Annotated in this window: 24 protein-coding genes; 10 read left to right on the top strand and 14 right to left on the bottom strand. The window is 67.7% G+C overall.

What is annotated here, in order from left to right; all coding sequences use genetic code 11:
* Positions 1–6 precede the first annotated feature (6 nt).
* Complete coding sequence (locus tag ACXN5S_RS08410; RefSeq protein WP_458604973.1) at positions 7–1,605, top strand: hypothetical protein; 1,599 nt, start codon at positions 7–9, stop codon at positions 1,603–1,605.
* A gap of 22 nt (positions 1,606–1,627) precedes the next feature.
* Here ACXN5S_RS08410 and ACXN5S_RS08405 read toward each other — a convergent pair whose 3' ends face one another.
* The 8 genes from ACXN5S_RS08405 to ACXN5S_RS08370 are packed head-to-tail and all read right to left on the bottom strand — an operon-like array spanning position 1,628 to position 11,231.
* Positions 1,628–2,656, bottom strand: a complete 1,029-nt coding sequence (locus tag ACXN5S_RS08405) for a DUF1611 domain-containing protein (RefSeq protein WP_458604972.1) — start codon at positions 2,654–2,656, stop codon at positions 1,628–1,630.
* Positions 2,657–2,666: 10 nt separating this feature from the next.
* Positions 2,667–3,464, bottom strand: coding sequence for a M55 family metallopeptidase (locus ACXN5S_RS08400; protein ID WP_458604971.1), 798 nt, complete (start codon positions 3,462–3,464; stop codon positions 2,667–2,669).
* A gap of 9 nt (positions 3,465–3,473) precedes the next feature.
* Entirely contained in the window at positions 3,474–4,571 is a 1,098-nt protein-coding gene (locus ACXN5S_RS08395; RefSeq protein WP_458604970.1) for an aminotransferase class I/II-fold pyridoxal phosphate-dependent enzyme, read from the bottom strand.
* Positions 4,571–5,674: a mandelate racemase/muconate lactonizing enzyme family protein gene (locus tag ACXN5S_RS08390; RefSeq protein WP_458604969.1), complete on the bottom strand. Its 1,104-nt coding sequence runs from the start codon at positions 5,672–5,674 to the stop codon at positions 4,571–4,573. Before ACXN5S_RS08390 ends, ACXN5S_RS08395 begins: the two co-directional genes overlap by 1 nt.
* Positions 5,671–7,332, bottom strand: coding sequence for a serine hydrolase domain-containing protein (locus ACXN5S_RS08385; protein ID WP_458604968.1), 1,662 nt, complete (start codon positions 7,330–7,332; stop codon positions 5,671–5,673). Before ACXN5S_RS08385 ends, ACXN5S_RS08390 begins: the two co-directional genes overlap by 4 nt.
* A 12-nt stretch (positions 7,333–7,344) precedes the next feature.
* The gene (locus ACXN5S_RS08380) at positions 7,345–8,217 is read right to left on the bottom strand and encodes an ABC transporter permease (protein WP_458604967.1); all 873 of its coding nucleotides are present in this window, start codon (positions 8,215–8,217) and stop codon (positions 7,345–7,347) included.
* Entirely contained in the window at positions 8,214–9,251 is a 1,038-nt protein-coding gene (locus ACXN5S_RS08375; protein ID WP_458604966.1) for an ABC transporter permease, read from the bottom strand. Before ACXN5S_RS08375 ends, ACXN5S_RS08380 begins: the two co-directional genes overlap by 4 nt.
* Positions 9,252–9,311: 60 nt before the next feature.
* The gene (locus ACXN5S_RS08370) at positions 9,312–11,231 is read right to left on the bottom strand and encodes an ABC transporter substrate-binding protein (protein WP_458604965.1); all 1,920 of its coding nucleotides are present in this window, start codon (positions 11,229–11,231) and stop codon (positions 9,312–9,314) included.
* 134 nt (positions 11,232–11,365) lie between these two features.
* Here ACXN5S_RS08370 and ACXN5S_RS08365 point away from each other — a divergent pair, with 134 nt between their 5' ends.
* The 3 genes from ACXN5S_RS08365 (at position 11,366) to ACXN5S_RS08355 (ending at position 14,180) form a co-directional block, all read left to right on the top strand.
* Complete coding sequence (locus ACXN5S_RS08365) at positions 11,366–12,265, top strand: LysR family transcriptional regulator (RefSeq protein ID WP_458604964.1); 900 nt, start codon at positions 11,366–11,368, stop codon at positions 12,263–12,265.
* Between the two features lie 62 nt (positions 12,266–12,327).
* The gene (locus ACXN5S_RS08360) at positions 12,328–13,248 is read left to right on the top strand and encodes an ABC transporter ATP-binding protein (protein WP_458604963.1); all 921 of its coding nucleotides are present in this window, start codon (positions 12,328–12,330) and stop codon (positions 13,246–13,248) included.
* On the top strand, positions 13,245–14,180 hold the full coding sequence (locus ACXN5S_RS08355; protein ID WP_458604962.1) for an ABC transporter ATP-binding protein: 936 nt from the start codon (positions 13,245–13,247) through the stop codon (positions 14,178–14,180). Before ACXN5S_RS08360 ends, ACXN5S_RS08355 begins: the two co-directional genes overlap by 4 nt.
* 79 nt (positions 14,181–14,259) lie before the next feature.
* Here the strand turns inward: ACXN5S_RS08355 and ACXN5S_RS08350 are convergent, their stop codons facing one another.
* From ACXN5S_RS08350 to alr, 6 genes are all read right to left on the bottom strand, one after another.
* Positions 14,260–14,514: a hypothetical protein gene (locus tag ACXN5S_RS08350; RefSeq protein ID WP_458604961.1), complete on the bottom strand. Its 255-nt coding sequence runs from the start codon at positions 14,512–14,514 to the stop codon at positions 14,260–14,262.
* 303 nt (positions 14,515–14,817) lie between these two features.
* On the bottom strand, positions 14,818–16,305 hold the full coding sequence (gene purF / locus ACXN5S_RS08345) for an amidophosphoribosyltransferase (RefSeq protein ID WP_458604960.1): 1,488 nt from the start codon (positions 16,303–16,305) through the stop codon (positions 14,818–14,820).
* Positions 16,306–16,432: 127 nt separating this feature from the next.
* Positions 16,433–16,864: a paraquat-inducible protein A gene (locus ACXN5S_RS08340; protein WP_458605165.1), complete on the bottom strand. Its 432-nt coding sequence runs from the start codon at positions 16,862–16,864 to the stop codon at positions 16,433–16,435.
* Between the two features lie 64 nt (positions 16,865–16,928).
* Positions 16,929–17,675: an ABC transporter ATP-binding protein gene (locus ACXN5S_RS08335; protein WP_458604959.1), complete on the bottom strand. Its 747-nt coding sequence runs from the start codon at positions 17,673–17,675 to the stop codon at positions 16,929–16,931.
* A complete protein-coding gene (locus ACXN5S_RS08330) occupies positions 17,672–18,448 on the bottom strand; it encodes an MlaE family ABC transporter permease (RefSeq protein ID WP_458604958.1) in 777 nt (258 codons plus the stop codon). Before ACXN5S_RS08330 ends, ACXN5S_RS08335 begins: the two co-directional genes overlap by 4 nt.
* 7 nt (positions 18,449–18,455) lie before the next feature.
* Positions 18,456–19,496, bottom strand: coding sequence for an alanine racemase (gene alr, locus ACXN5S_RS08325; RefSeq protein WP_458604957.1), 1,041 nt, complete (start codon positions 19,494–19,496; stop codon positions 18,456–18,458).
* 174 nt (positions 19,497–19,670) lie between these two features.
* Here alr and ACXN5S_RS08320 point away from each other — a divergent pair, with 174 nt between their 5' ends.
* The 6 genes from ACXN5S_RS08320 (at position 19,671) to ACXN5S_RS08295 (ending at position 24,436) form a co-directional block, all read left to right on the top strand.
* Positions 19,671–20,309: an SDR family NAD(P)-dependent oxidoreductase gene (locus ACXN5S_RS08320; protein ID WP_458604956.1), complete on the top strand. Its 639-nt coding sequence runs from the start codon at positions 19,671–19,673 to the stop codon at positions 20,307–20,309.
* 48 nt (positions 20,310–20,357) lie between these two features.
* On the top strand, positions 20,358–21,140 hold the full coding sequence (gene surE, locus ACXN5S_RS08315) for a 5'/3'-nucleotidase SurE (RefSeq protein ID WP_458604955.1): 783 nt from the start codon (positions 20,358–20,360) through the stop codon (positions 21,138–21,140).
* Positions 21,137–21,820: a protein-L-isoaspartate(D-aspartate) O-methyltransferase gene (locus tag ACXN5S_RS08310; protein WP_458604954.1), complete on the top strand. Its 684-nt coding sequence runs from the start codon at positions 21,137–21,139 to the stop codon at positions 21,818–21,820. The genes surE and ACXN5S_RS08310 overlap by 4 nt, the downstream gene beginning before the upstream one ends.
* 64 nt (positions 21,821–21,884) lie before the next feature.
* On the top strand, positions 21,885–23,120 hold the full coding sequence (locus tag ACXN5S_RS08305; RefSeq protein ID WP_458604953.1) for a peptidoglycan DD-metalloendopeptidase family protein: 1,236 nt from the start codon (positions 21,885–21,887) through the stop codon (positions 23,118–23,120).
* Between the two features lie 101 nt (positions 23,121–23,221).
* The gene (locus ACXN5S_RS08300) at positions 23,222–23,587 is read left to right on the top strand and encodes an NADH-quinone oxidoreductase subunit A (RefSeq protein ID WP_458604952.1); all 366 of its coding nucleotides are present in this window, start codon (positions 23,222–23,224) and stop codon (positions 23,585–23,587) included.
* 243 nt (positions 23,588–23,830) lie between these two features.
* Positions 23,831–24,436, top strand: a complete 606-nt coding sequence (locus tag ACXN5S_RS08295) for a NuoB/complex I 20 kDa subunit family protein (protein WP_458604951.1) — start codon at positions 23,831–23,833, stop codon at positions 24,434–24,436.
* Positions 24,437–24,439: the final 3 nt, after the last annotated feature.

Below are 24,439 nucleotides of genomic sequence, written 5' to 3'. Positions count from 1 at the left end.
ACATTCGTGAGCGACACCCAAGTCTTCCGCGGGCTCGACAGCCGCGCAGCTGCCCTGAGCCGGCGGATCGAGACGGTGCTGGAGACAGCCTCGGCGCGTATCGGCGCCCTGCAGGATGAGATCGCCGCGGCGAGCGAGGCCCTGACCCGCGCGTCGGAATTTGCCGCCCCGACCGGGCGCGAGCGGCTCGCCCGCTCTGCCGCCGGGGCGGGCGCCCATGTCGACCGGGTGCAGGCGCAGTTTCGCCAGCATTCACAGACAGCCTCGGCCCTTCACGGCCCGGCGGAGAAGCTCGGCCGCCTGCTGGAAGATCTGCTGCGCGACATGAAGCTTACGGCCTTCATTGCGACCAACGCCAAGGTCGTCAGCCACACGGTGCCCGGCGCCGACGATACCCTCGGCCAGTTCGCCGAGGATGTGCGCGCCTGCCTCACCGGCGCCGACAGCAGCGTGAAGGGCATTCAGGAGCAGCTGACCCACGCCAACCGGCAGCTCGGCCAGCTGGTCACCGGCCTGCGAGACATGAGCGAGACGGCAGCCGATCTGCAGCAAACCCGCAGCCGGCTGCCCGGCGTGGTGGCGGGCCTCGCCAACACAACCCCGCTGCAGCAATCCGGCAGCACCGCCCGCACAGGGCTGCTGCAGGTGAGCCAGGCGCTGGGCGAACTGTCGGCACCGCTGAAGGCGGCCGCCATGGTGCAGGCGCGGCTATCCCGCGCCCGGCAGATCGCGGCCCGTAGCGGCTCGGCCGGCGGATCTTCCGGCCCAGTGCTGGAGCATCTGGCCGCCGCCCAGATCCATGCAGCCGTTAAGGCGCTGGACGAAAGCCTCGCCAGCGCCCTGCCCGCCCTGTCGCGTGCCGCCGGCCCGTGGCGCAGCGCGCAGGAGGCGATGCGCGATATCTCGATGCCGGACAGTGGCGGGCCGCTGGGGCAGCTGCCAGCGCTTTGCGCCGCCATGTCCGCCGGGCTCGCGGCGCTGGACGCCAGGCACAAGGAGATTGCCCCGAGAATGGGCGAGCTCGCTGCCGCTTACGAGCGCGGGGCGGACTCCGCACGCAAGATCAGCGCGCTAGAGGAGCAGATGAACCTGCTCAGCATCAATGCCATCCTCGTATCGGGCCGCGCCGGTCAGCACGGGCAGGCGATGACAGAGGTCTCTCGTCAGCTGCGCGAGAGCACGGCAGAGATCGGCCGGGCCACCCAAGCCATCGTGCAGCTCGCCCTGCGCCAGCAGAGCGAAGCGCAGGGCTTCGGCGCGGCAGAGGGCGAAGGGGCCGAGGATGAAGTCAGCATCGGCGCCATGCAGGCCGACATCGCCGCCCTGCTAGCGTCGATGGAGGCGCTGGCGGCGACGGCCGGGGCAAGTGGCGACGACCCGCTGGCGGAGCTGAGCGACCTGCTCGGCGGCCTCAAGAGCGAGGCGCAGGCCGATTTGCCCCAGCTCGATGGTCTTCCCGCCATAACCCCGCCGGATGCCGCCCTGAGCGCCCAGCTCCAGCAGATCCGCGCGGGCTATGACACGCGGGCCGAGCGCGATGTGCACGACAGGCTCTTCGCCGCAGCCGGGCGCGAGGCCTCCGCCGGCTGGCGCCAGGTGGCCTGACGCCGCCCTGGCGCCTCTCGCCTCAGGCCCGCTCGATCTGGGGCAGCAGCTCCTCGGCGATCGACCCGGCCATCGGGTCGAAGGCCGGCAAGCCGGTCGCTGCGCTGGCCGCCGCGAGAGCACTCGCCCGCGCGCCAGCCGGCAGGCGGCTGCAGTTGAGCGAGATCGCGGCGACCCGCGCCTTGTGGTTGGTCAGCCGCGCCGCCTCGGTATAGCTGCGCAGAGCCTGCTCCCAATCCGGCAGCGGGTAATCGGTGAGGCCGGCCACTTCTGTCCGCCCGGCCTGATGGCAGAGCACCATCAGATCGGGCTGCGAGCCATGCACCAGCCCCAGCGTGACCGCAGCGAAGGAGGGGTGGAAGAGCGAGCCCTGCCCCTCGATCACGTCCCAATGATCCTCGGGCGCGTCGGGTGACAATGCCTCTGCCGCGCCGGAGACGAAATCGGCCTTCACCGCATCCACCGCGATGCCGCCGCCGGCAATGAGGATGCCCGTCTGCCCCGTGGCGCGGAAGGTGGCGGGCAGGCCCGCCTCCTGCAGGGTGCGCGCGACGGCCAGGGCGGTGTACTTCTTGCCCACGGCGCAATCGGTGCCCACCGTCAGCAGCCGCCGCCCGCTGCGCTTGCGGCCTGTTCCAACGCTGAGAGGCCCGCGGGAATGCCGCACATTGTGCAGCCGCCGGCCCAGCGCCCGGGCGCGCTCGGCGATGGCCGGGTGATCCTCCAGCGCCTCGTGCAGGCCCGAGGCGATGTCGAGCCCGGCCTCCAGCAGGCCCAGCAGCGTCTCCACCCAGGCCGGGGGCAGCGCCCCGCCAGGCACGGCCACGCCGATCACCACCGTCTTGGCACCGCTCGCCGCTGCATCCGCCACAGTCACATCCTGCAGGCCCAGATCGACCGCAGCGTCGGAGAAGCGCATCTGCCCCACGCAATCGCTTCCGCACCAATCGCGCAGGCCGAAGGCTGTCTTGGCGAAGACCGGGTCTCTCTGGTCGCCAACCAGCAGCAGGTAGGGCTTGCGGATCGCGCCGGGCGGCTCGGGAGCATTCATGGCGGGGCCTTCAGTACGAGATGAAATTGAGAGCGCGCAGCGCCTCGAACCAGTCATCGGTCTCGAAGCGCGTCACGCAGGGCCCCGTCTGCACGGCGCCGGGGTACCACGCGGCGCGATAGGCGCTGACCGGGTTGGGATAGGCGAAATCGAGCGTGAAATGCTCCGGCATGGCGGGCAGCCGCGCGGCCAGATCACCGGCCAGCGCCGCCTCGACCCCCGCGCGGATCTCCTGCACAGCCAGGCGCGGCGGCATCGAGATATTGGCCGGCCCGAAGCCTTCGCTCACGGCCAGCGTGGTGATGCCGGGCACGAAAGCCGCTGCCTCGTCGCAGATGCCCGCATCGCCGGAGAGAAAGGCCGAGGGCACGCCCAGCGAGGCCGCCGTCAGGCTGTTCACGGTGAATTCCGAGGCCAGCTCGCCGTTGATCGAAAGGCGCAGCGAGCCGGTGAACGTATGCGCCAAAGGGTTGGTCTGGCTGCCGTTCTTGTTGTGGTAGCCTGTGTAGATGGCGGCATCGAAGCTCTCATCGATACCCCACATCATCTTGTGCGGGTGTCCCGACCAGCCGCGCGCGATGCGCACGTAATCGGGCAGATCGCCGATGATCACGTTGCGCGCCGTCTGATGCGCATCCTTGATGACAACCTCCGTCGCCCCGGCGGCGCGGGCGCCCTCGCAGGCGGCGACGACCTCGTTGGTCATGTACTGGCGGAACTCGGCATAGCCCTTGTCGTCCTTCATGGCCTCCGCCCAGTCGGTAATGCCGGCGGTGCCCTCGATATCGGCGCTGATGAAGACCTTCATGGTGACGTCCTAAAGGTTGGCCCCGATCGCGGCGACGAGCCGGTCGATCTGGTCGGGGCTGTGTGAGGAGAAAACGGCAAGGCGAAGCGTCTCGTGATCGGGCGCGTCTGAATAGCCGGAGGGCGCGACGCGCTTGACGAGGATGTCCTGCTCGGCGAGCGCCGCAGAAAGCTCGGTGAGGTCGCGAGGCGCCGCGACATTGACGATGGGCACGGGGCTGTCGGCGATGTCGAGCCCGAGGCCCCGCAGGCCGCTGCGCAGCTGCTGCACATTGGCGCGCAGGCGCGTCATGAAGGCAGGGTCATTCCGCAGCAGCCGCAGGCCCGCGAGGCCGGCAGCGGCGGAGCCAGGCGGCGGCGGAGAAGCGCCGGCGAGAAAGCGCACCTTCTCGCCCAGCAGGTGCTGCAGCTCACGGCTGCCGGGCACGAAGCCGCCTGCCCCGCCCATCGCCTTGCTGGTGGTACCGGCGAGATAGCGGCCCGGGCCCTCCATCCCCTCATGCTCCAGCGCGCCGCGGCCCCCGGCCCCGATGGCGCCGACGCCATGCGCGTCATCCACGCACAGCAGCGCGCCGTCGTAATCCGCCATGACCTCGCCATAGGCGGCCAGGGGCGCGATGGCGCCCGTGGAGGGAAACACGCCGTCGGTCACGACAATCGCCACCTCGCCGGGCCGCAGGTTGATGGCAAGCTCGGTGGCCAGGCTTTCGGGCGAGCGGTGCGCGAAGCGGTGCGCCGGATGCGGCAGCGTCGAGAGCGCATCGCCGATGCCGTAGTGCGACTTGGCATCCACGAAGATGCGGTCGAACTGGTCGCGCAGGCCCTGAAGCGCGATGAGCGGCGAGACATAGCCAGAGGCGGCGTAGGTGACCGCCTCGACGCCAAAGTACTCGGCCAGCTCCTGAGCGAGGTCGAGATAGGGCGGGAAGTCGGCGCGGGTGCCCGGCCCCATGCCGTAGGCCCGTGTGGCGCTGGTGGCCGCCTCGATCACATCGGGGTGGCCGTGGAGGGCGTGGTAGGAGGTGCCGCAAAAGTAATCCACCTCGCGCCCGTCAATCTTCATCCGGGCGCCGAGGGGCGATTGCATCTGAAAGGGCGCGGCGGCCATCAGGCGTACTCGGTGTAGTCGAGGCTGGCGAGGTAGTCCTCGCCCAGATCGGCACCGATGCCGGGGCCCTCCGGCAGCGTGATGGCGCCGCCATCGCCATAGGTCATGCCGCCGGTGACAGGGTCGTCACGCAGCATGGTGGCGCCGTCGAGATCGGCGAAGCAGATATTGGGCCGGGCGGAGACGAGATGCGCGGCGGCGGTGAGGCCAAGGCGCGTCTCCGTCATGCAGCCGACCATGCAGGGGATGCCGGCGCTCTCGGCGATGGCATTGATCCTGATGGCGGTGTGGATGCCGGCGGATTTGGAGAGCTTGATGTTGAAGTAACGGCACGCGCCGGCGCGCAGCAGGCGCGCGGCGTCGTGGTCATCAAAAAGACTCTCGTCGGCCATCACAGGGATGGCGGAGGACTGGCTCACCTCTGCCAGAGCGTCGATGTCCCACGCCTTCACCGGCTGTTCGCAATACTGGATGCGATCCTCCGCCAGCTCGGCGAGCACGCGCAGGGCGGTGACGCGGTCCCACCCCTGGTTGGCGTCGATGCGCAGGTTGATCTGCGGCCCCACCGCCTGGCGGATGGCGCGGATGCGGGCGACGTCCTCCTCAAAATTCGTGCCGAGCTTGACCTTGATGGCGTCGAAGCCGGCATCGCGCATCTCGGCAGCGAGCTGGGCCATGACCTGCGGGCTGTCGATGCCGATGGTGTTGTCGGTGACGAGGCCGCGCTTCGGCCCGCCGAGCAGGGCGTAAAGCGGCAGGCCAGCCCGCTTGCCGAGCAGGTCGTAGAGCGCCATGTCGAAGCCCGACCGAGCGGTGGCGTTGTTCGGCAGGGCTGCGCGCATCGCGGCGGTGAGAGCGTCGATATTCTCCGCCTCCTGCCCGATCAGCAGCTTGGCATAGACCGCGGCGGCGGCGGCAACGGTGCCCACCGTCTCGCCGCAGATGGGCAGCGAGGGGTTGGCCTCGCCCATGCCGTATAGCCCATCCTCACCATGCAGGCGGATGAACACGGTATCCGCCGTGGTTATGGTGCCCAGCGCGATGCGGAAGGGGCGTTTGAGCGGCAGAGCGGCGCGGAACAGCTCGATGCGGGTGATCTTCACGAAAGATCCTCCCGCCGCTCCAGGAACATCGGTCCGACGCGGATGCCCTTGCGGCCCTGCTCGTCGGTCGCGCCCAGCTCCAGCACTTCGGCCTCGTAGAGCAGGCCGTGCATACGGAAGAGCCCCTGCCCCGCCGGCTCGCAATCATGGGTGCAGAAATACTCAATCAGGCACTTCAGGCCGCCATTGGCCCAGGTGAGATAGGTGAGGTTGAAATCCGGCCCGTAGGTGCCGAGATGTGGCGCGACGGTTTCGGGCACCTCCTCGGTCTTGGGCGCATCGACCTTCGCCCAATCCTCGCCCTTCCAGCGAAGCGTGCCGGCGGCGGGGAAGGAGAGATCGAGATGGGCGTAGTCGGCCTGGGCGCCATAGATGCGCCCGTCCATCACCCAACCCGCGCCAGAGACGGGGCGGATCTGCAGCGGCACGCCCTCGCCCATCAGGTAGAGCCGGTCTTCGCGGCGCACCACCTCCGTCATCTCGCCGGAGGGGGAGCTGTAGAGGCCCGGCAGCGCCTCAAGGTCGGCCGGCGCGATGGCCGGCGGCTTGGCGGGGGCCGGCGGCGCCTTGCCCTGCTTGCGCTCGGCCAGCACGACGCGCAGCAGGTCGTTGGCGATGCGGGTGGAGATCTGGTTGGCGAAGTCGAGCGTGTTGAACACGAGCACCGAAAGCCCCGCCTCCGGCAGCAGCGTCATCTGCGTGGCATAGCCATAGACGGCGCCGCCATGCCCGACGGAGGACCAGCCGTCCATCGTGCCCACGCCGAAGCCGAGCCCGTAGCCCTTCTGGCCGCCAGCATAGCCCTCTGGCCGACGGCCCACGATCTGCCACATCTGGCGCAGCGAGGCGGGGGTGATGATCGTCTCGCCCTCCGGCGTGAAACCGCCGCGCAGGAGCATGGTCGTGTAGCGCGCCATGTCGACGGTGGAGGAAAAGATGTTGCCGGCGGGCGAGCCGCCGAGGTCGAAGACGGGCGCCGGTTCATCGCCGTCGATCGTCCACATCTTGGCGGGGGCCAGCACGTCGCGCACGCCGGGGGCGATGCCGGAATGGCTCTCGCTCATGCCGAGGGGGCGGAAGATATTCTCGGTGACGTAGGACGAGTAATCGGTGCCCGTCACCGCCTCCAGCACCGCGCCAACGACGGCGATGCCGGCGTTGGAATATTGCATCTCGCCGATGGAGGGGTCGACCTTCAGCTCGGTCTCGGCCAGCTCCGCCACCGTCTGGGCGAGCGGTGGTCGCTTGTCATCGAGGTAATGCCCCGACTTCGGCTCGCGGGTGATGCCGGCGGTGTGGCTCATCAGCTTGCGCATGGTCACGTCGGTGCCGAACGGCCCCTGCGGATTGTCGGCCCAAGGGTTACGCGGCGCGAAACCCGGCAGGTATGTCGAGACAGGCGCATCGAGGTCGATCACCCCCTTCTCGACCTGCTGCATCACGGCCACGGCGGTGAAGGTCTTGGTGACGGATCCGATGCGGAAGAGCGAATGCTCGTCGAGCTTTGCGGCTTCGCCGGAGTTCACGACATGCCCCTGCCCAAGCAACCCCTCGGGCCCGCTGAGCGCCCAGGAGAGGGAGGGAAGGGTCTTGTCTTCGACCTCGTGGCGGACAAGGGCGTCGATAGCCGCCTCGGCGGCCGCAGAAAGTGACGACACGATGATGTTCCTTCAGGTGATGTGATGCGGGTCGAGGATGTCGCGCAGGGCGTCGCCCACGAGATTCCACGCCAGAACGAAGAGGAAGATGGCCGCGCCCGGGAAGAAGAGCGTGTACCAGTATTGGAAGGGGTTGCCGGCCTGGCCGACGATCCAGTTGCGCGAATAGGCGATGAACTGGCCCCAGTCGGCATAGCCCGCCTCTGTCCCCACCCCTAGGAAGCTGAGGGCCGAGGCCGCCAGCACCATCGAGCCGGTGGCCATGGTGGCGAGCACCAGCACGGGGAAGAGCGCGTTGGGCAGGATGTGCAGCAGCATCAGGCGCAGGTCGCCGGCGCCGTAGCTTCGCGCGGCGTTCACGTAATCCATCTGCTTGATCAGCAGGATCTCTGATCGCACGACCCGCGCGTATCCCATCCATCCGAAGACGGTGAGCGCGATGATCATCTGCCCGATGCCCTTGCCGAGCAGCGTTGTCAGCACCATCGCCGCGATGAGGAAGGGAATGGCCATGAAGACATCGGCGATGCGCATCAGCACCTCGTCGACCAGCCCGCCGTAATAGGCGGCGATGGCCCCTATGGTGACGCCAACGACGACGGAGATGGAGACGACGCCAAGCCCGATCTTGAAGGCGGTGCGGGTGCCCCAGACCACGGCGTAGAAGATGTCGTACTGGCCTTGGGTGGTGCCGAACCACGCCTCGGAAGAGATCGGCTGCGGGGTGGCCCAGAAGCCGGCGCGCGGCGTGTCGTAGGGGCTGATCTGGTAGGATTCCGGCACCGCGAGATAGGGCGCGAGGATGGCCACGACCACGAAGAACAGCAACAGAAGCAAACCGAAGGCCGAGAGCGGGTTGAGGAAGAGATAACGCAGGATCTTCATTGCAGCCTCACGCGCGGGTCGAGCACCGGGTAGATCAGGTCGACGATGAGGTTCATCAGCACCAGCACGACCGCGAAATAGAGGCCGAAGCCGAGCACGGCGGGAAAGTCGAGCGCCGCGGCGGCGCTGGCGGCGAACTGGCCGAGGCCGTGATAATCGAAGATCGTCTCGGTGATGACGACGCCGCCCATCATGGCCGCCAGTTCCATCCCCGCCATTGTCACCACGGGCAGCAGCGCGTTGCGGCGGGCGTGTTTGCGCTCGACGATATGGCGCGGCAGGCCCTTGGCGCGGGCGGTGCGCACATAATCCTGGCGCAAGGTCTCCAGCATCGAGGTACGCATGACGCGCGTCATCGAGGCGATGGAGACGAAGGTGAGCGTGAGCACCGGCGCGATCAGGTGGCGCAGCGCATCCCAGAAGATCGTGAGGTTGCCGTTCAGCAGCGCGTCGATCGTGTTGAGCCCGGTGTAGCGCACGAAATCTGTCGTGCTGATCTCGGTCAGCGCCCATTGGCTGAGTCGCCCGGGGGGGAACCAGCCCAGCGCGCCGTAGAAGATCAGCAGCAGCACTAGGCCGAAGACATAGGTGGGAAAGGACCAGCCGAGGATGGTGATCACGCGGATCACATGGTCCGGCAGCTTGTTCAGGCTCACGCCCGCCCGTGTGCCCAGCGCCACCGCGAGCAGAAAGCTCAGCGTGAAGGCCAGCAGCACGAGTTCCAGCGTGGCGGGAAAGAGTGAGATCAGCGCCGTGGCGACGGGCTGGCGCGCCGTCTCTGACCAGCCGAGATTGCCCTGCAGCACCCCGCCGATCCAGCGACCGTATTGAATGAAGAAGGGGTCATCTAGGCCGTATTTCTCGATCAGATCGGCGATCTGCTCTTGCCCGCCCTTGATGGCTTCGGGGCCGGAGACATAGGCCGCGAGGCGCTGTGTGGGCGTCAGCAGCATCTGCAGCGAGAAGATCATCAGGCTGAGCGTGAAGAGCACGACGGGCAGCAAAAGCAGCCGGCGCAGAATGTAGGTGAGCATGAGGGTTTGCCTGTTTGGGGCGCATGGCGGCCGGCAAGACCGCCGCCATGCGCCGGAGCCTTATTCGCCCTTGGTGATCGTGTAGAAGTTCCAGGCGCCGTAGAGGATCATGTTGTTCACATACCCATCCACCCAGTCGCGGGTGACGATGTAGGTGTAATCCTCCCACAGGAACTGGCTGGTGGCGTATTCGTAGCTCATTTCCTGCAGTTCGGCGTAGATCGGCTCACGTTCAGCCGGGTCGACAAGGCCCCAGGCTTCATCCAGCAGCGGCTGGAAGTGCTCGTGCATCAGCTCCTGATAGCCGGTGCCCGAGAAGCCGGCGACAAGGCCAGATTCCGCCAGGTAATAGCTGGCCGCGCCAAGCGGGCCGCCCGGGTCGGAATAGTCGGGGCCCCAGCCCATGTAGGTCAGCGGCGAGGTGGGCTCGTCGGCAAAGACCTTGTCCATGATCGAAGCGGCAGGCAGCGCCTGCAGCTCAAGCCGGAACTTGGGATTGATGCGCGCCAGGTTCTGCTGAAGCACCGAGAGCGCGGCGTTGGCGAGCGTGTTGCCCTCCTGCATGTAGGCGGTCAGCTTGAAGCCGTTCTCCCACAGTTGGCCATCGAAGGCGGCGCGGAAGTGCTCTTCCGCCAGCGCCGGGTCGTAGGTGTAGACCGGCGAATCCTCGCGGTAGCCCATGATGCCGCGCACCGTCGGCCCGTGCGACTGAACCGTCTTGCCGAGGTTCACCTGCTCCAGCAGCAGGTCGTAGTTCTGCGCGTAGTTGAAGCCCTTGCGCACATCGATATCGCCGAAGAAGTCGGGCGGGATGCCTTCGCCGTCGAGCTGGCCCGAGCCGATGGCCGGGTTGTCGACGTCTTGCAGCGGCCAGGCGAAGAACAGGGCACGGCCGAAGACGCGCTGCAGGCCGTCAACGACCTTCACGCCCTCGGTCTGCGACAGCTCGTCGAGGAATTCGACGGGGGCGGAGACGACATCGGCATCGCCCGAGAGAAGCTGCAGGCGCTGCGTCGTCCATTCCGGCACGGTGCGCATGACCACGCGCTCCAAGGGTGCCGGCCCGTGCATGTAATTCTCGAAGCGCTTCATCACTATGCGGCGCTCGGAGCGGTCCCATTCTTCCAGCATGAAGGGGCCGGTGCCGTTCTCGTCGGCGAAGAGCGGGGTTTCGGAAGCTTCGGGGCGGTAGTAATCGGCCCAGCTCGTCGAGCCGCCGTCCCAGCCGCCCATGTCGACCGTCCACTCCTTGTCGATGATCGAGGTGCCGAAGGGCAGCGCCATGATGCCGAGCGTGGCGGGGAAGCTCTCGTCGAGATGGATGGTGACCGTGTCGCCATCGACGCTAATCAGCCGGTCGAGCTCGTCATACACCTGCTGCAGCTGCGCCTCGTCGAGCTCGGGCACTTCGGCGCCGGCGAGATCGTTGGCGATGGCGGCGACGTCGGTATAGGCGCCCGAGGTCATCATCTCGGTGATGGCCTTGGCCATCCAGCTTTCGTCCATAAGCATGGCGCGCATGAGCGAGTATTTCACGTCTTCGGCGGTGATCACGCCATAGCCGGGCTCGATATTGGCGCGCTCTTCGTCGGTGAGGTCGTCGTAATATTCCCAGGTGACCGTGCCGTCATCGCCCATGATGCCCACCTTGTGGGCGAAGGCATCGGCCTTGATGGGGAAGGAATAGGAAACACCGCCATCCTCTTCCTCGACGATCAGGCCGTTCTCGAGGCTGGGCACCTCGGAGGAGAGGGCGGGCACGAATTCGGAAATCTGGTCGCCGTCATAATCGATCAGGCGGCTGTAGATGTTGTAGGGGCCGTAGCTCGACGGGGTGTTGCCGATATAGGCCGGGTCGAAGGATTGAACGTCATCGGTCCAGAGAAAGACGAGCGTGTCGGGATTGGTCACCTGGGCCTGGGCGGCACCGCCGGCGATCGCCGCCGCCACGGCGAGTGGAATCGGACGCAATATCTTCATTGAGGTTTCCCCTGTGAAACTGTGAGGCGGCGAGCAGGACACCGCCCAACCACCTTCAAGCCTAGGAAGGCGATGGACGGGCTGTCCAATGCCTGCTAGCGATCCATCATGCAAAAAACGCATGGAGGCGCGTGGTGGAGCTGGTCTGGCTGGAAGATTTCGCAGAACTCGTCGCCACGCGGCACTTTTCGGCTGCGGCCGCCTCGCGCAACATCTCGCAGCCGGCCTTCAGCCGAAGAATCAAGGCTTTAGAGGCGTGGTTGGGCGCCGAACTGGTCGACAGGCGCACCTCTCCCGTGCAGCTGACGCCCACGGGGATTGCCTTTACGTCGCGCTGTCAGGAGCTGGTGAACGAGATCTATCGCATCCGCGTGGAGTGCCAGCAGAACGCCACACCGACGAATGTGGTGATTAATTTCGCGGCACCCCACACGATCGAGATGTTCTTCTTCCCCGAATGGCTGAGCGAGCTCAGCCGTGAGTTCGGAATCGTGCAGTCGCATATGATGGGCGGCGACCACCGCGACTGTATCGAGGCGCTCTCGATCGGCACCTGCGATTTCGCCCTCGTCTGGAACTGCCCCAGCGGCCCTCAGGCCGCCCGCGGCGGGCCGCATCGCACGCTCGTGGTGGGCCATGACCGGCTTGTTCCCGTCTCCGGCTGCCACCCAGATGGCACGCCCATCTACCGGATAGACCCCGAGAATACCGAGCCGATGCCCTTCCTCGCCTATTCGTGGAAGGACGGCTATCTCGGCCGCCTGATCTCGATGATCCAGGCCCGCCAGAAGCACCCGATCCGCCTGCAGACAGTCTACCAATCGTCGCTCGCCGAGGGGATCAAGCGGATGGCGATTGCCGGCATGGGTATCGCCTGGCTGCCTCTTTCCTGTGCGAAGAATGCAATCGACGAGGGCCGGCTGGCCGAAATCGGCGGGCCTGATCTGGCGACGGATATGGAAGTGCTGCTCTGCCGACGTCTTGGGCAGAGTCATCCGGGGATCGAGGCGATCTGGCGGCACCTCGGCGGCTGACGCTTGCCATGCAGCCGCCCTGATGCAAGGCTTGCATGACTCACGCAAGCTTCGAGGCCCCGATGGCTCCATCAGACGCCCCCTCCCCCGCCCCGGATTCCTTCGCCGCCAATCCCGACCTGGTGATCGAGGTCGACAATCTGGCCGTGGATTTTCGCCTGACCCGCAAGACCAGTTTCTCGGCGGTCAAGGGCGTCTCCTTCTCGATCCGCAAGGGCGAGACACTGGCGCTGGTGGGCGAATCCGGCTCGGGCAAGTCGGTGACGGCGATGACGCTAATGCGGCTGACCGAGCATGACGGCGCCACCATCGCCGGCGGCGCCGTGCGGATGCGCCAGAAGGACGGCAAGGTGCTCAACCTGCTGGAGCTGCCAGAGCGCAAGATGGACAATATCCGCGGCTCCGAGGTTTCCATCGTCTTTCAGGACCCGATCTCGTCGCTCAACCCCGTCTTCCGCATCGGCGACCAGATCGCCGAGGCCGTCATCCGCCATCAGAAGAAGAGCGCCGAACAGGCGAGGCAGATCGCGCTCGACGTGCTCAAGCTGGTGCGCGTGCCCGATGCCGAGCGGCGGATGCGCCAGTTCCCGCACCAGCTCTCCGGGGGCATGCGTCAGCGCGTGATGATCGCCATCGCGCTCGCCTGCCGCCCCTCGCTGATGATCCTCGATGAGCCCACCACGGCGCTCGACGTGACCATCCAGGCGCAGATCCTCGATCTGGTTCGCGCCTTGCAGAAAGAAATCGGCATGGCCGTGCTCTTCATCACGCATGACATGGGCGTGGTCGCCGAGATCGCCGACCGCATCTGCGTGATGCTGAAGGGCAAGATCATCGAGACCGGCAGCGTCTACGATGTCTTCGCCAACCCGCGCGAGACCTACACGCGCGCGCTCATTGCCGCCGTGCCGGCGCTCGGCTCGCTCAGCGACAGCCCGGTCCCTCAGAAATTCCCCGAAGCCGCAACGATCGAGGCGACATGACCCAGCCGCTCCTTCAAGTCGACAACCTCGTCACCCGGTTCGACATCAAGGCCGGCCTCTTCGGCCGGGTCGAGGGGCGTGTGCATGCCGTCGAGGGCGTCTCCTTCTCGGTGAATGCAGGCGAGACGCTGGCCATCGTGGGCGAAAGCGGCTGCGGCAAAAGCACCGTAGCCCGCTCGATCCTGCAGCTCGACAAGCCCGTCTCCGGCTCGATCCGCTTCGAGGGGCAGGAGATGCTGGGAGCGCCCAATCGCAAGCTGCAGGACTTTCGCCGCAACGTGACGATGGTGTTTCAAGACCCCTTCGCCTCGCTCAACCCGCGCATGACCATCGCCCGCGCCATCTGCGACCCGCTGCATGTGCACGGCACGCTTCCGAGCCGCGAGATGCGCGCCAAGGCCGAGGAGCTGCTGAAGCTGGTGGAGCTCGACGCCTCTGCGCTCGACCGCTTCCCCCACGCCTTCTCGGGCGGGCAGCGGCAGCGCATCTGCATCGCGCGGGCCTTGGCACTCGACCCCAAGCTCATCATCGCCGACGAGGCGGTCGCCTCGCTCGACGTGACGATCCAGGCGCAGGTGATCAACCTGCTGATGGACCTGCAGGAGCGGCTGAAGATCGCGATGATCTTCATCAGCCACGACATGGCTGTGGTGGAGCGCATCGCGCACCGGGTGGCGGTGATGTATCTCGGCGAGATCGTCGAGATCGGCGACCGCCAGTCGGTCTTCAACAACCCCCAGCACGCCTATACCCGCAAGCTGCTCTCGATGGTCCCCGTCGCAGACCCCACGCGCCGGCCCGAGGGGCGGCAGCTGATGAACGACGAGATCCCCAGCGCCATGCGCCCGGCAGATTACGAGCACCACTCGGCACCGATGCTGCAGGTGTCGGATACGCATTTCGTGCGGGCGGAGACGGCAGAGGCGGCCTGAGGCCGCCCTGCCCCCGGCTCATCCAAAGCAAACGGGCGGCTCCGTCTGGGGCCGCCCTTCGCCTGCCCTGCGGGCAGTCTCAGCCCACCATGCCCAGCGTCACGCTTTCACCATTGCGGCTGAAGGTCACCTGGCCGTCGCCGATGGCCACAACCTCGCCGGCACCCGTCTCATCCCCCGGCTGGACGCGAGAGATGCTGCCGTCGGAGAGGCGCAGCAGCGCAGCACCGCCATCGGCGGCAACGAACGTGCCGATGAGCAGGATGCCGGTTTCGGGCAACTCGGCGGAAACAGTGGCGGCGGCGGCCACCTCGGGCGGGGTCTGGTCGGTCATGTCTGATAGTCCGGTGCTCGTGCCCGCCCCGGCCCCGCCGCCGGGCGGGGCGGTCGGGGCCGGAACGGGCTCTGGGGAAGGGTTGTGTCTTGCCGCGTCCCGAGGTCGCGCGAAAGAGGGGCGCGGGCCCATGCGCGCCGCCTTGCCAGAGGCCGGGGGTACGATGCGCCAGCCGGCGCCGATGCACGATTTTGTGGTTTGCGAAGGCAGAGGTTGGTGCAGACCGGCCCCTGATTCAGCCCCCGAAACGCAAACGGGCGCCACCTTTCGGCAGCGCCCGATATAGCCCAGAAGCCCGCGGACTTATTCGGCGGCGGTCTTCAACTGGAAACCCTGTTCGATCATGTCGGCCGGCTCGATGGGGTACTCGCCCGAGAAGCAGGCGTCGCAATATTGCGGCTGCTTGGGGTCGCGCCCGCCCGCCTCGCCCACGGCGCGGTAGAGCCCGTCGAGCGAGATGAACTTGATCGAATCGACGTTGAGATGCTCGCGCATCTCCTCCTCGCTCATGGTCGCCGCCAGCAGCTTCTCGCGCTGAGGCGTGTCGACGCCGTAGAAGCAGGGCCAGGCCGTGGGCGGGCTGGCGATGCGGAAGTGCACCTCCGCCGCGCCGGCATCGAGGATCATCTCCTTGATCTTGCGCGTCGTGGTGCCGCGCACCACCGAGTCGTCCACCAGGATCACCCGCTTGCCGCGGATGAGCGCCCGGTTGACGTTGAGCTTGAGGCGCACGCCCATGTTGCGGATCTGCTCGGAGGGCTCGATGAACGTGCGCCCCATGTACTGGTTGCGGATGATGCCCATGCCGTAGGGAATGCCGCTCTCCGCCGCATAGCCGATGGCCGCCGGCGTGCCCGAGTCGGGCACAGGGCAGACCAGATCGGCCTCGACCGGCGCCTCGCGGGCCAGCTCGCGGCCGATGGCCTCGCGAGTCTCGTAGACGGAGCGACCGCCGAGGATGGAATCGGGGCGCGAGAAATAGACATTCTCGAAGATGCAGAAGCGCGAGGCCTTCTGGCGGAAGGGGAAGTAGCTCTCGACGCCCGCCTCGGCAGAGATCACCACCATCTCGCCCGGGGCGATGTCGCGGATGAACTCGGCGCCGAGGATGTCGAGTGCACAGGTCTCGCTGGCGAGGATCCAGCCGTCGCCCAGCCGTCCCAGCACCAGCGGTCGCACGCCGCGCGGGTCGCGGCAGCCGATCATCTTGGTGCGGGTCATGGCGACGATGGAGAAAGCGCCTTCGGTTTTGCGCAGGGCCTCTTCCATCCGGTCGGGGATGGTGCGGCCCATCGAGCGGGCCATGAGGTGGATGATGCACTCGCTGTCGGACGAGCTTTGAAAGATTGAGCCGCGCTCGATCAGCTCGCGGCGCAGCGCGGCGGCATTGGTGATGTTGCCGTTATGGGCCAGCGCGGCGCCGCCCATCGAGAACTCGCCGAAGAACGGCTGCACGTCGCGGATCGCGGTCTGCCCTTTCGAGCCGGCGGTGGAATAGCGCACATGCCCGATGCCGATATCGCCCGGCATGGTCGCCATCACCTCCGACGAGGTGAAGTTGTCGCGAACGATCCCCATGCGGCGGGCGGAGTTGAACCCCGTCTCGACGTCATGGGTGACCATGCCGCAGGCTTCCTGGCCGCGATGCTGCAGGGCGTGCAGCCCGAGGGCGACGAAACTGGCGGCATCGGCAACGCCGACGATGCCGAAAACGCCGCATTCCTCCTTGAGCTTGTCATCATCGTCGAACGGATGAGCCGGGAGGGAACGCGGGGGCGCTGGCTGGGACAAACCAAGCTCCGAATCTGTGATGCAGCTTGGGTCACCGCATAGCCCCTCGCGCCGGCGGTGTCACGAAACGATCATGATGCCGCGGCTATGCGGCGCAGGCCCGCCACATCGGGCGGCCCCGTGCCGGTTACTTGTGCGCCCGGGCGGTCAGGGCAGAGAGCGCCAGCGAGCTTAAGATGCAGCCGGTGAACAGCCACAGCCCCCAGGCTGGCTCGACCCGGCCGATGCCGATGCCCTTGGCGATGGCGATGTAGAGCGCGATGAGAAAGACATCCCCCATCGCCAGCCGCCCCAGCCACATCAAAGGGCGATGCACGGTGGCCGAGAGCAGATCGAACTGGATGAGCGCCAGGCCGATCACCTTCAACATCGGCGCGAAGATGGCGAAGAAGGTCACCAGCAGCGCCAGCGCCACATCGCTTTTCCACAGCGATTGCAGGCCCGAGATGACGGAGATCTCCGACAGGCCGAACAGCGGCAGCACCCCGGCCCGCATCAGCGGCGCGAACCACGACAGTGGAAACAGCAATAGAAGCGCGAGATTGGCGGCCTTGAGGATGGGCATGAACTCTCCCTGAGCCGGGCCGGTTTAGGGCCGATATAGGCAGGCCCTGGGCCTGGGGCTAGCGCAGCGTCTCGATCGGCCCCTCGGCGGCGCCGCTGATGAACTGCCCCAGGTAGGGGTCACCCGCCCCGTCCATCTGCCCCACCGGGCCCTTCCAGCGGATCAGGCCGGCATGCAGCATCGCCACCTCGTCGGCGATGACGCGGACAGAGGCCATGTCATGCGTGATGGTGATGGCGGTGGCGCCCATGTCGGTGACGATGCCGCGGATGAGATCGTTGATGACGCCGGCCATGATCGGGTCGAGCCCGGTGGTGGGCTCGTCAAAGAAGATCACCTCGGGGTCGGCGGCGATGGCGCGGGCAAGAGCCACGCGCTTCTGCATGCCGCCCGACAGTTCGGCGGGGTAGCGGTCGGCCACCTCTGGCCCGAGGCCGACGCGGGCGAGCTTCTCGACAGCACGGTCGCGGGCGGCAGACCGGGTGAGATGGCCCGGGCCACGCGTGAGGCGGAAGCAGATGTTCTCCCACACGGGCAGCGAGTCGAAGAGCGCGCCACCCTGGAACAGCATGCCGAAGCGGGAGAGGAAGGCCGTGCGCGCCGCCCTGTCCATCGGCTTGCCGTCGTAGAGGATGCGGCCGGCGTCGGAGCTCTCCAGCCCGAGGACGCATTTCAGCAGCACCGATTTGCCGGTGCCCGAGCCGCCGATCACCACCAGCGACTGGCCCTTCGGCACCTCCAGCGAGATGCCGCGCAGCACCTGATTGGCGCCGAAGCTCTTATGCACATTCTCCAGCGCGATCATGCCGAGAAGAACACCCCCGTCAGCGCGAAATTGGCGGCGAGGATCGCCACGGCGGCGGCCACGACGGCGCCCTTGGTCGCCCGGCCCACGCCCTGGGCGCCGCGAGCGGAGGTCATGCCGTACCAGCAGCCCATCAGAGCGGCGAGAAAGCCGAAGGCCGCGCCCTTGGTGAGCGAGGAGACGATGTCGAGCGTCTCAAGGAAGTTCCAGGTGTTGGCGATATAGGTGCTGGCGTTGAAGCCCAGCCGCTCCACCGCGATCACCTGCCCGCCAAGAATGCCGATGATGTCGCCCACCCCGACCAGCAGCGGCACCGTCAGCGTCGCTGCCAGCAGTCGCGGCGTCACCAGCCAGGCCATCGGCGAGGTGGAGAGCGTGACCAGCGCGTCGATCTGCTCTGTGACCTTCATCGTGGCGATCTCGGCGGCGATGGACGAGGTGACGCGGGCCGCGATCATCAGCCCCACCAGCACCGGCCCCAGCTCGCGCACCATGCCCACGGCGACGATCTGCGGCACGAATTCCTCCGCCGAGAAGCGGGCGCCACCGGAATAGATCTGCAAGGCGAGCGCCCCGCCGGTGAAGAAGGCGGTGATGCCGACCACGGGCAGCGATAGCCAGCCGATCTGCAAGAGGGCGGTGACGAAGGCGCGGGCGTAGAAGGGCGGGCGCACCAGGCGAAGAAGGGCCTCGCCAGTGAAGAGCGTGAGCTGCCCGAGGGTGGCCAGCAGGGCCAGCGTGGCGGCGCCGAGCCCGGCGAGGGCGCGGGTCATGCCCGCCTCACGACCGGGTGTAGCGGCGCTGATAGCGCCCGCCGAGCGAGGTAAGCACCTCGTAGCCGATGGTGCCAGCGGCCTCGGCAATGGTGTCGATCGAGTTCTCGGGGCAGATCAGCGACAGATACTCCGGGTCGCGGCCCAGATCGGTGACATCCACGGTGATCAGATCCATCGAGATGCGGCCGACGGCGGGGCAGATCATGCCATCGTACCATAGCATCAGATCGCCGGCTCCGGCGCTGCGCAGCATCCCGTCGGCATAGCCGCAATTGATGGTGGCCAGCCGCGTCTCGCGCTCGGCCTGCCAGGTGTTGCCGTAGCCCACGACCTCGCCCTCGCTGAGGGTGCGGCATTGCACCACCGGCAGATCGAGCCGCGCCGCCGGCGCCGCATCGGCGAAGGGCATGCCGCCGTAAAGGCCGATGCCGGGGCGGGTGAGATCGAAGTGATACTCCTTGCCCAGCAGGATACCGCCCGTCGCCGCCAGCGAGCGCGGCACATTGGTGCCGTCGGTCATCTGGCGGAAGAGATCGAGCTGGTAGGGGTTCATCGGGTGATCCGGCTCGTCGGCGCAGGCGAGGTGCGACATGAGCAGGCTCGGGCCGGCAGAGAGCGCGATCTCGGCGACGGCCGACCATTCCTCCCATTCCATGCCCAGCCGGTTCATGCCGGTGTCGAGCTGGATGCCGAAGGGATGCCCCGGCAGCGCCTCGACATGCATGGTGAGCTGGTCGATGGAATTGAGAAGCGGCACGAGGTTGAGGTCGCGGATCATCTCGGTGTCGCCGGCCATATGGCCTGAGAAGACATAGATGGTCACGTCGTCGCCCAGCATGGCGCGCAAGGGCGCAGCCTCTTCGGCGACGGCGATGAAAAAGCTGCGGGCGCCGGCGCGGGCGAGTTCGCGCGCCACCTGCTTGGCGCCGAGGCCATAGCCGTCGGCTTTCACGACAGCGCCGGTCTCGCCTGCACTCTTTGCGGCAAGGGCCCGCCAATTATCGGCAATGGCATCGAGGCGGATGGTCAACAGGCCGGTGCTCATGCGCTCCCTTCTGACAGCTCGGGCGGGGCCGTCAAGCCCGGCCAGCGGCCTCTGGCCCATGGCCTCTTGCCGCAGGCGGAGCGCCGCCAGCACGAGGGGGAGGCGCCCGCTTCGGGTCGCCCCGCCCTGCCCGATCCTCTTGACCTTCGCCCCGGCCCGTCGCATCCCGCCGCCATGAAACCCGCACTGATTACCGGCGCCTCGCGCGGCCTTGGCCATGCCCTCGCCCTCGCCCTCGCGCCCACGCATCCCATCGTCGCCGTCGGCCGCACCACCGGCGCGCTGGAAGAGCTCGACGACGCCATCCGCGAGAAGGGCGGCGAGGCGGTGCTCGCGCCGATGGACATCAATGTCGACGCCGCCATGCAGCAGCTCTGCCGCTCGATCTTCGATCGCTGGGGCGGCATCTCGCTGTGGGTGCATACCGCTATCCATGCCGGCCCGCTCGCGCCGGCCCCGCATCTGGCGGAGAAGGATTTCGACAAATCCGTCGCCACCAACATTTCGGCCACGCGCCGGCTCATCACCTATGTCGCCCCGCTGCTGGGCGAGAGCGGCAGGGCGGCGTTCTTCGACGACCCGCAAGGCGGCGAGCGCTTCTTCGGCCATTACGGCGCCACCAAGGCCGCGCAGATCGCCCTGGCCCGCTCGTGGCAGGGTGAGACGGCGCGGATCGGCCCGCGAGTTCTGGTTCTGCAGCCGCGCCCGATGGCCACGGCGACGCGCGCCCGCTTCTATCCGGGCGAAGACCGTGCGCCTCTGGCCACGCCTGCCAGCGAAGCGGCACGCCTGCTGCCTGAAATCCTGGGCTGATCTTGCCGCGCCCTGCCCCCTCGCCTAGACGGGGGCAAAGGGGCCAAAATGCGCATACTTGTAACCAATGACGACGGGATCAACGCGCCGGGCCTGGCGGTGCTGGAGCATATCGCCGAGTCCATCGCCGGCACCGGCGGCGAGGTTTGGGTGGTGGCGCCGGCCTTCGAGCAATCGGGCGTCGGCCACTGCATCTCCTACACCCATCCGATGATGGTGGCCGAGCTTGGCCCCCGCCGCTGGGCGGCCGAGGGCTCCCCGGCAGATTGCGTGCTGGCGGCGCTGCACGACATCATGCCGGACAAGCCCGATCTTATCCTCTCCGGCGTCAACCGGGGCAATAATTCCGGTGAGAACGCGCTTTATTCCGGCACGCTCGGCGGTGCCATGGAGGGCGCCCTGCAGGGCGTGCGCTCCATCGCGCTCAGCCAGTTCTACGGGCCGGGCAATGCGGGGCTGGACGATCCCTTCGAGGCGGCGCGCAACTTCGGCGCCGGCCTCGTGAAGCGGCTGATCGACCAGGCCCCCTGGGACGATGGCGATTACGGCCTCTTCTACAACATCAACTTCCCGCCCGTACCTGCGGCCGAGGTGAAGGGCCGCGCCTCCGTGCGCCAGGGCTTCCGCCCCGATACCGGCTTCTCGGTCGAGCCGCATGTCTCGCCCTCGGGCCGGCGCTTCCTCTGGATCACCGGTGCCAAGCAGGCCGTGCACACCGGGCGCGGCAGCGATGTGACCGCCAATCTCGACGGCTACATCTCGGTCACGCCGATGCGCGCCGACCTGACGGCACATGAGAGCCTCGCCAAACTGGCCGAGGTGCTGCGATGAGCCCCGAGCCCGGCCATCCCGAAGAGCAGGGTGCCGAGCCCGACGGCAGCGCCGTCGCCAAGATGCAGTTCCTCTTTGCCCTGCGCTCGCGCGGCGTGACCGACAAAGCCGTGCTGGAGGCGATGGAGAAGGTCGACCGCGCCCATTTCGTGCGCGGCCTCTTCGCGGGCCGCGCCTATGACGACATGCCACTGCCCATCGCCTGCGGGCAGACCATCTCGCAGCCCTCGATCGTCGGGCTGATGACGCAGGCGCTGGAGATCAACCCGCGTGACAAGATCCTTGAGGTCGGCACCGGCTCTGGCTACCAGGCGGCGATCCTGTCGCTGCTGGCCCGCCGGGTATACACCGTCGACCGGTACCGCCGGCTGGTGATCGAGGCGCGCGGCGTCTTCGAGGATCTGGCGCTGAACAACATCACCGCCCTGATCGGCGACGGCAGTCATGGCCTGCCCGATCAGGCCCCGTTCGACCGCATCCTGCTGACGGCGGCGGCGGAAGACCCGCCGGGCCCGCTGCTGCAGCAGCTGCGCGTCGGCGGCATCATGGTGCTGCCCGTGGGCCAGTCGGACCAGCTGCAAAGCCTGATCCGCGTGCGCCGCAGCGAGGCGGGCTTCGATTACGAAGAGCTTCGGCCCGTGCGCTTCGTGCCGCTGGTCGAAGGGCTGGGACAGGAATGACCGGCCTGCTATAGGCGCCGGACCAACGGCAAGAGACGACAAGACGAGGGGAGCTTCGAGAGCGATGGGGGCAGGTCTGCAACGGACAACGCTGAAGCTGGGCACGGGCGTGGCGCTCGTGGCGCTATTGGCTGGCTGCGAGGACGGCCGGCTCGATTTCGACATGCGCAACCTCACCTCCTCGGGCTTCGATACATCGGCGGCGCTGATGGAGATGCCCGACAGGCCGGCGCCCGACAGCCGCGGCGTGATCTCCTACCCCAGCTTCCAGGTCGTCGTCGCCCAGCGCGGCGAAACGGTGCGCAGCATCGCCGCGCGCCTCGGCCTCGATGCGGTCCAGCTCGCGTCCTACAATGGCGTGGCGCCCGACACCGTTCTGCGCCGCGACGAGATCATCGCCCTGCCCGGCCGCGTGGCCGAGCCTACGGCCGCCACCGGCGCGCCGACTGCGCCCGGCGCCGTCGCGCCCTCCGGCAGCCCGGCCGTCGCCACCACAACCCTGGCGCCGTCCGGCGCCGCCCAGCCCGCCGCCCCCGCCGCTGCGCCTCAGGGTGGCCTCGTGCTGCAGCAATCGGGCGACGAGCCGCTGCAGCACCGCGTCGAAGCCGGCGAGACGATCTACACCATCTCCCGCCTCTACAATGTGCCGCCCGGCGCCATCGCCGCCTGGAACGGGCTCGATGACGATCTCACCGTGCGGCAGGGCCAGGTCCTGCTCATCCCGCAGGGCAGCGCCGCCAACGTGCCCTCCGCCGCCACGCCCGTCGCCGCCCCGGTGGAAAGCGCCAGCGCCACCACTGAACCGGGCCAGGGCTCGCCCACGCCGGTGCCGCCTTCTGCCAGCGCGCCCCTTCCGGCAGAGACGCCCGCGCCGGCCGCCGCCGTGCAGCAGGAAGAGCCGCCCGAGGAAGCGCCCGATCTCGGCGCCGAGCAGGCCGCCCCCGCCAGCGACAGCCGGCTTGCGATGCCCGTCGACGGCGCGATCATCCGTGCCTATGCGCCGGGCCGCAACGACGGCATCGACATCGGCGCCGCCGCGGGCACGCCGGTGCGCGCCGCCGGCAGCGGCACGGTGGCGGCCATCACCACCGACACCGCCGGGGTGAACATCGTCATCATCCGCCATTCCGACGAGCTGCTCAGCGTGTACACCCGCATCGACAGCCTCACGGTGTCGCAGGGGCAGAGCGTCAGCCGCGGCCAGCAGATCGGCGCCGTGGCGCCAGGCGATCCGCCCAACCTGCATTTCGAGGTCCGCCTCGGCCTCGACAGCACCGACCCGGCCAACTACCTGCCCTGACCCCTGCCCCGGGCGGGCCGCGCAGGGCATCCGCCCTCGGTTGACCCGCCCCGCGCGCGCGCCTATTCCTGCCGCAACAGGCCAGCCATGGAGACAGCCCGATGGAATTCCTGCTTCGCGAATACCTTCCGATCATTATCTTCCTCGGCCTGGCCTTCGTCGTGGGCGGCGCGCTGATCCTCGCCGCTGTCGTGCTGGCCGTGCGCAACCCCGACCCCGAAAAGGTCTCGGCCTACGAATGCGGCTTCAACGCCTTCGACGATGCCCGCATGAAGTTCGATGTGCGCTTCTACCTGGTCTCGATCCTCTTCATCATCTTCGATCTCGAAGTGGCCTTCCTCTTCCCCTGGGCCTCGTCCTTCGCGCTGATCAGCGATGCGGCCTTCTGGTCGATGATGGTTTTCCTCGCCGTGCTGACCGCCGGCTTCGCCTACGAATGGAAAAAGGGCGCGCTAGAGTGGGAGTGATCCCCTCGCGCCCCTGACGATCCAGCGCCGGCCCCCGTGGCCGGCGTTTTCATATCCAGCCCGCCCGCCTCGGCGCCCCCTTCCCCTCGCTTTTCTCGAAATATCCTCGGGGGGCGGGGGGGGCAGACAGCCCCCCGCTCAGCCGCCGGCCACAAGCGGCACCATCACAACCCGCCGAGCCGCCGTTGACGCTGCCCCCCGCCAAGGGTAGGTCACAAAAAACCGACACCCCACGAGGTTCCCATGGCCGAGACCCGCGACGAGCTCGTCACCGAGGTACAGTCCGAGGGCTACCAGACGCCCCGCGTCAAGACTGGTCCCTCCAGCCTCGCTGCCTACGATGCCGGCGGCGATAACGAGGCCGCGGCGGCGGCGATCAATCGCGAGCTGCAGGATCGCGGCTTCCTCGTCACATCTACTGCCGATGTCATCAACTGGGCCCGTACCGGCTCGCTGCACTGGATGACCTTTGGCCTGGCCTGCTGCGCCATCGAGATGATGCAAACCTCGATGCCGCGCTACGATATCGAGCGTTTCGGCACGGCGCCGCGCGCCTCTCCGCGCCAGTCCGACCTGATGATCGTGGCCGGCACGCTGACCAACAAGATGGCCCCGGCGCTGCGCAAGGTCTACGACCAGATGCCCGAGCCGCGCTACGTGATCTCCATGGGCTCCTGTGCCAATGGCGGCGGCTATTACCACTACAGCTATTCCGTCGTGCGCGGCTGCGACCGGGTCATCCCGGTCGACGTTTACGTGCCCGGCTGCCCGCCCACGGCCGAGGCGCTGCTTTACGGCATCCTGCAGCTGTCCCGCAAAATCCGCCGTACCGGCACGATCAAGAGGTAAGCG

The sequence above is a fragment of the Pseudoroseicyclus sp. H15 genome, assembly GCF_054353345.1.
This window is presented reverse-complemented; position numbering and strand designations above follow the sequence as displayed.

Bases quoted from the DNA above. Each gene is read 5' to 3' on its own strand.
- surE (WP_458604955.1), top strand. From the start codon at position 20,358: ATGCGCATACTTGTAACCAATGACGACGGGATCAACGCGCCGGGCCTG.
- ACXN5S_RS08380 (WP_458604967.1), bottom strand. From the start codon at position 8,217: ATGAAGATCCTGCGTTATCTCTTCCTCAACCCGCTCTCGGCCTTCGGT.
- ACXN5S_RS08295 (WP_458604951.1), top strand. From the start codon at position 23,831: ATGGCCGAGACCCGCGACGAGCTCGTCACCGAGGTACAGTCCGAGGGC.
- ACXN5S_RS08395 (WP_458604970.1), bottom strand. From the start codon at position 4,571: ATGGCCGCCGCGCCCTTTCAGATGCAATCGCCCCTCGGCGCCCGGATG.
- alr (WP_458604957.1), bottom strand. From the start codon at position 19,496: ATGAGCACCGGCCTGTTGACCATCCGCCTCGATGCCATTGCCGATAAT.
- ACXN5S_RS08350 (WP_458604961.1), bottom strand. From the start codon at position 14,514: ATGACCGACCAGACCCCGCCCGAGGTGGCCGCCGCCGCCACTGTTTCC.
- ACXN5S_RS08370 (WP_458604965.1), bottom strand. From the start codon at position 11,231: ATGAAGATATTGCGTCCGATTCCACTCGCCGTGGCGGCGGCGATCGCC.
- ACXN5S_RS08300 (WP_458604952.1), top strand. From the start codon at position 23,222: ATGGAATTCCTGCTTCGCGAATACCTTCCGATCATTATCTTCCTCGGC.
- ACXN5S_RS08355 (WP_458604962.1), top strand. From the start codon at position 13,245: ATGACCCAGCCGCTCCTTCAAGTCGACAACCTCGTCACCCGGTTCGAC.
- ACXN5S_RS08335 (WP_458604959.1), bottom strand. From the start codon at position 17,675: ATGATCGCGCTGGAGAATGTGCATAAGAGCTTCGGCGCCAATCAGGTG.
- ACXN5S_RS08360 (WP_458604963.1), top strand. From the start codon at position 12,328: ATGGCTCCATCAGACGCCCCCTCCCCCGCCCCGGATTCCTTCGCCGCC.
- ACXN5S_RS08400 (WP_458604971.1), bottom strand. From the start codon at position 3,464: ATGAAGGTCTTCATCAGCGCCGATATCGAGGGCACCGCCGGCATTACC.
- ACXN5S_RS08405 (WP_458604972.1), bottom strand. From the start codon at position 2,656: ATGAATGCTCCCGAGCCGCCCGGCGCGATCCGCAAGCCCTACCTGCTG.
- ACXN5S_RS08305 (WP_458604953.1), top strand. From the start codon at position 21,885: ATGGGGGCAGGTCTGCAACGGACAACGCTGAAGCTGGGCACGGGCGTG.
- ACXN5S_RS08375 (WP_458604966.1), bottom strand. From the start codon at position 9,251: ATGCTCACCTACATTCTGCGCCGGCTGCTTTTGCTGCCCGTCGTGCTC.
- ACXN5S_RS08310 (WP_458604954.1), top strand. From the start codon at position 21,137: ATGAGCCCCGAGCCCGGCCATCCCGAAGAGCAGGGTGCCGAGCCCGAC.
- ACXN5S_RS08320 (WP_458604956.1), top strand. From the start codon at position 19,671: ATGAAACCCGCACTGATTACCGGCGCCTCGCGCGGCCTTGGCCATGCC.
- ACXN5S_RS08330 (WP_458604958.1), bottom strand. From the start codon at position 18,448: ATGACCCGCGCCCTCGCCGGGCTCGGCGCCGCCACGCTGGCCCTGCTG.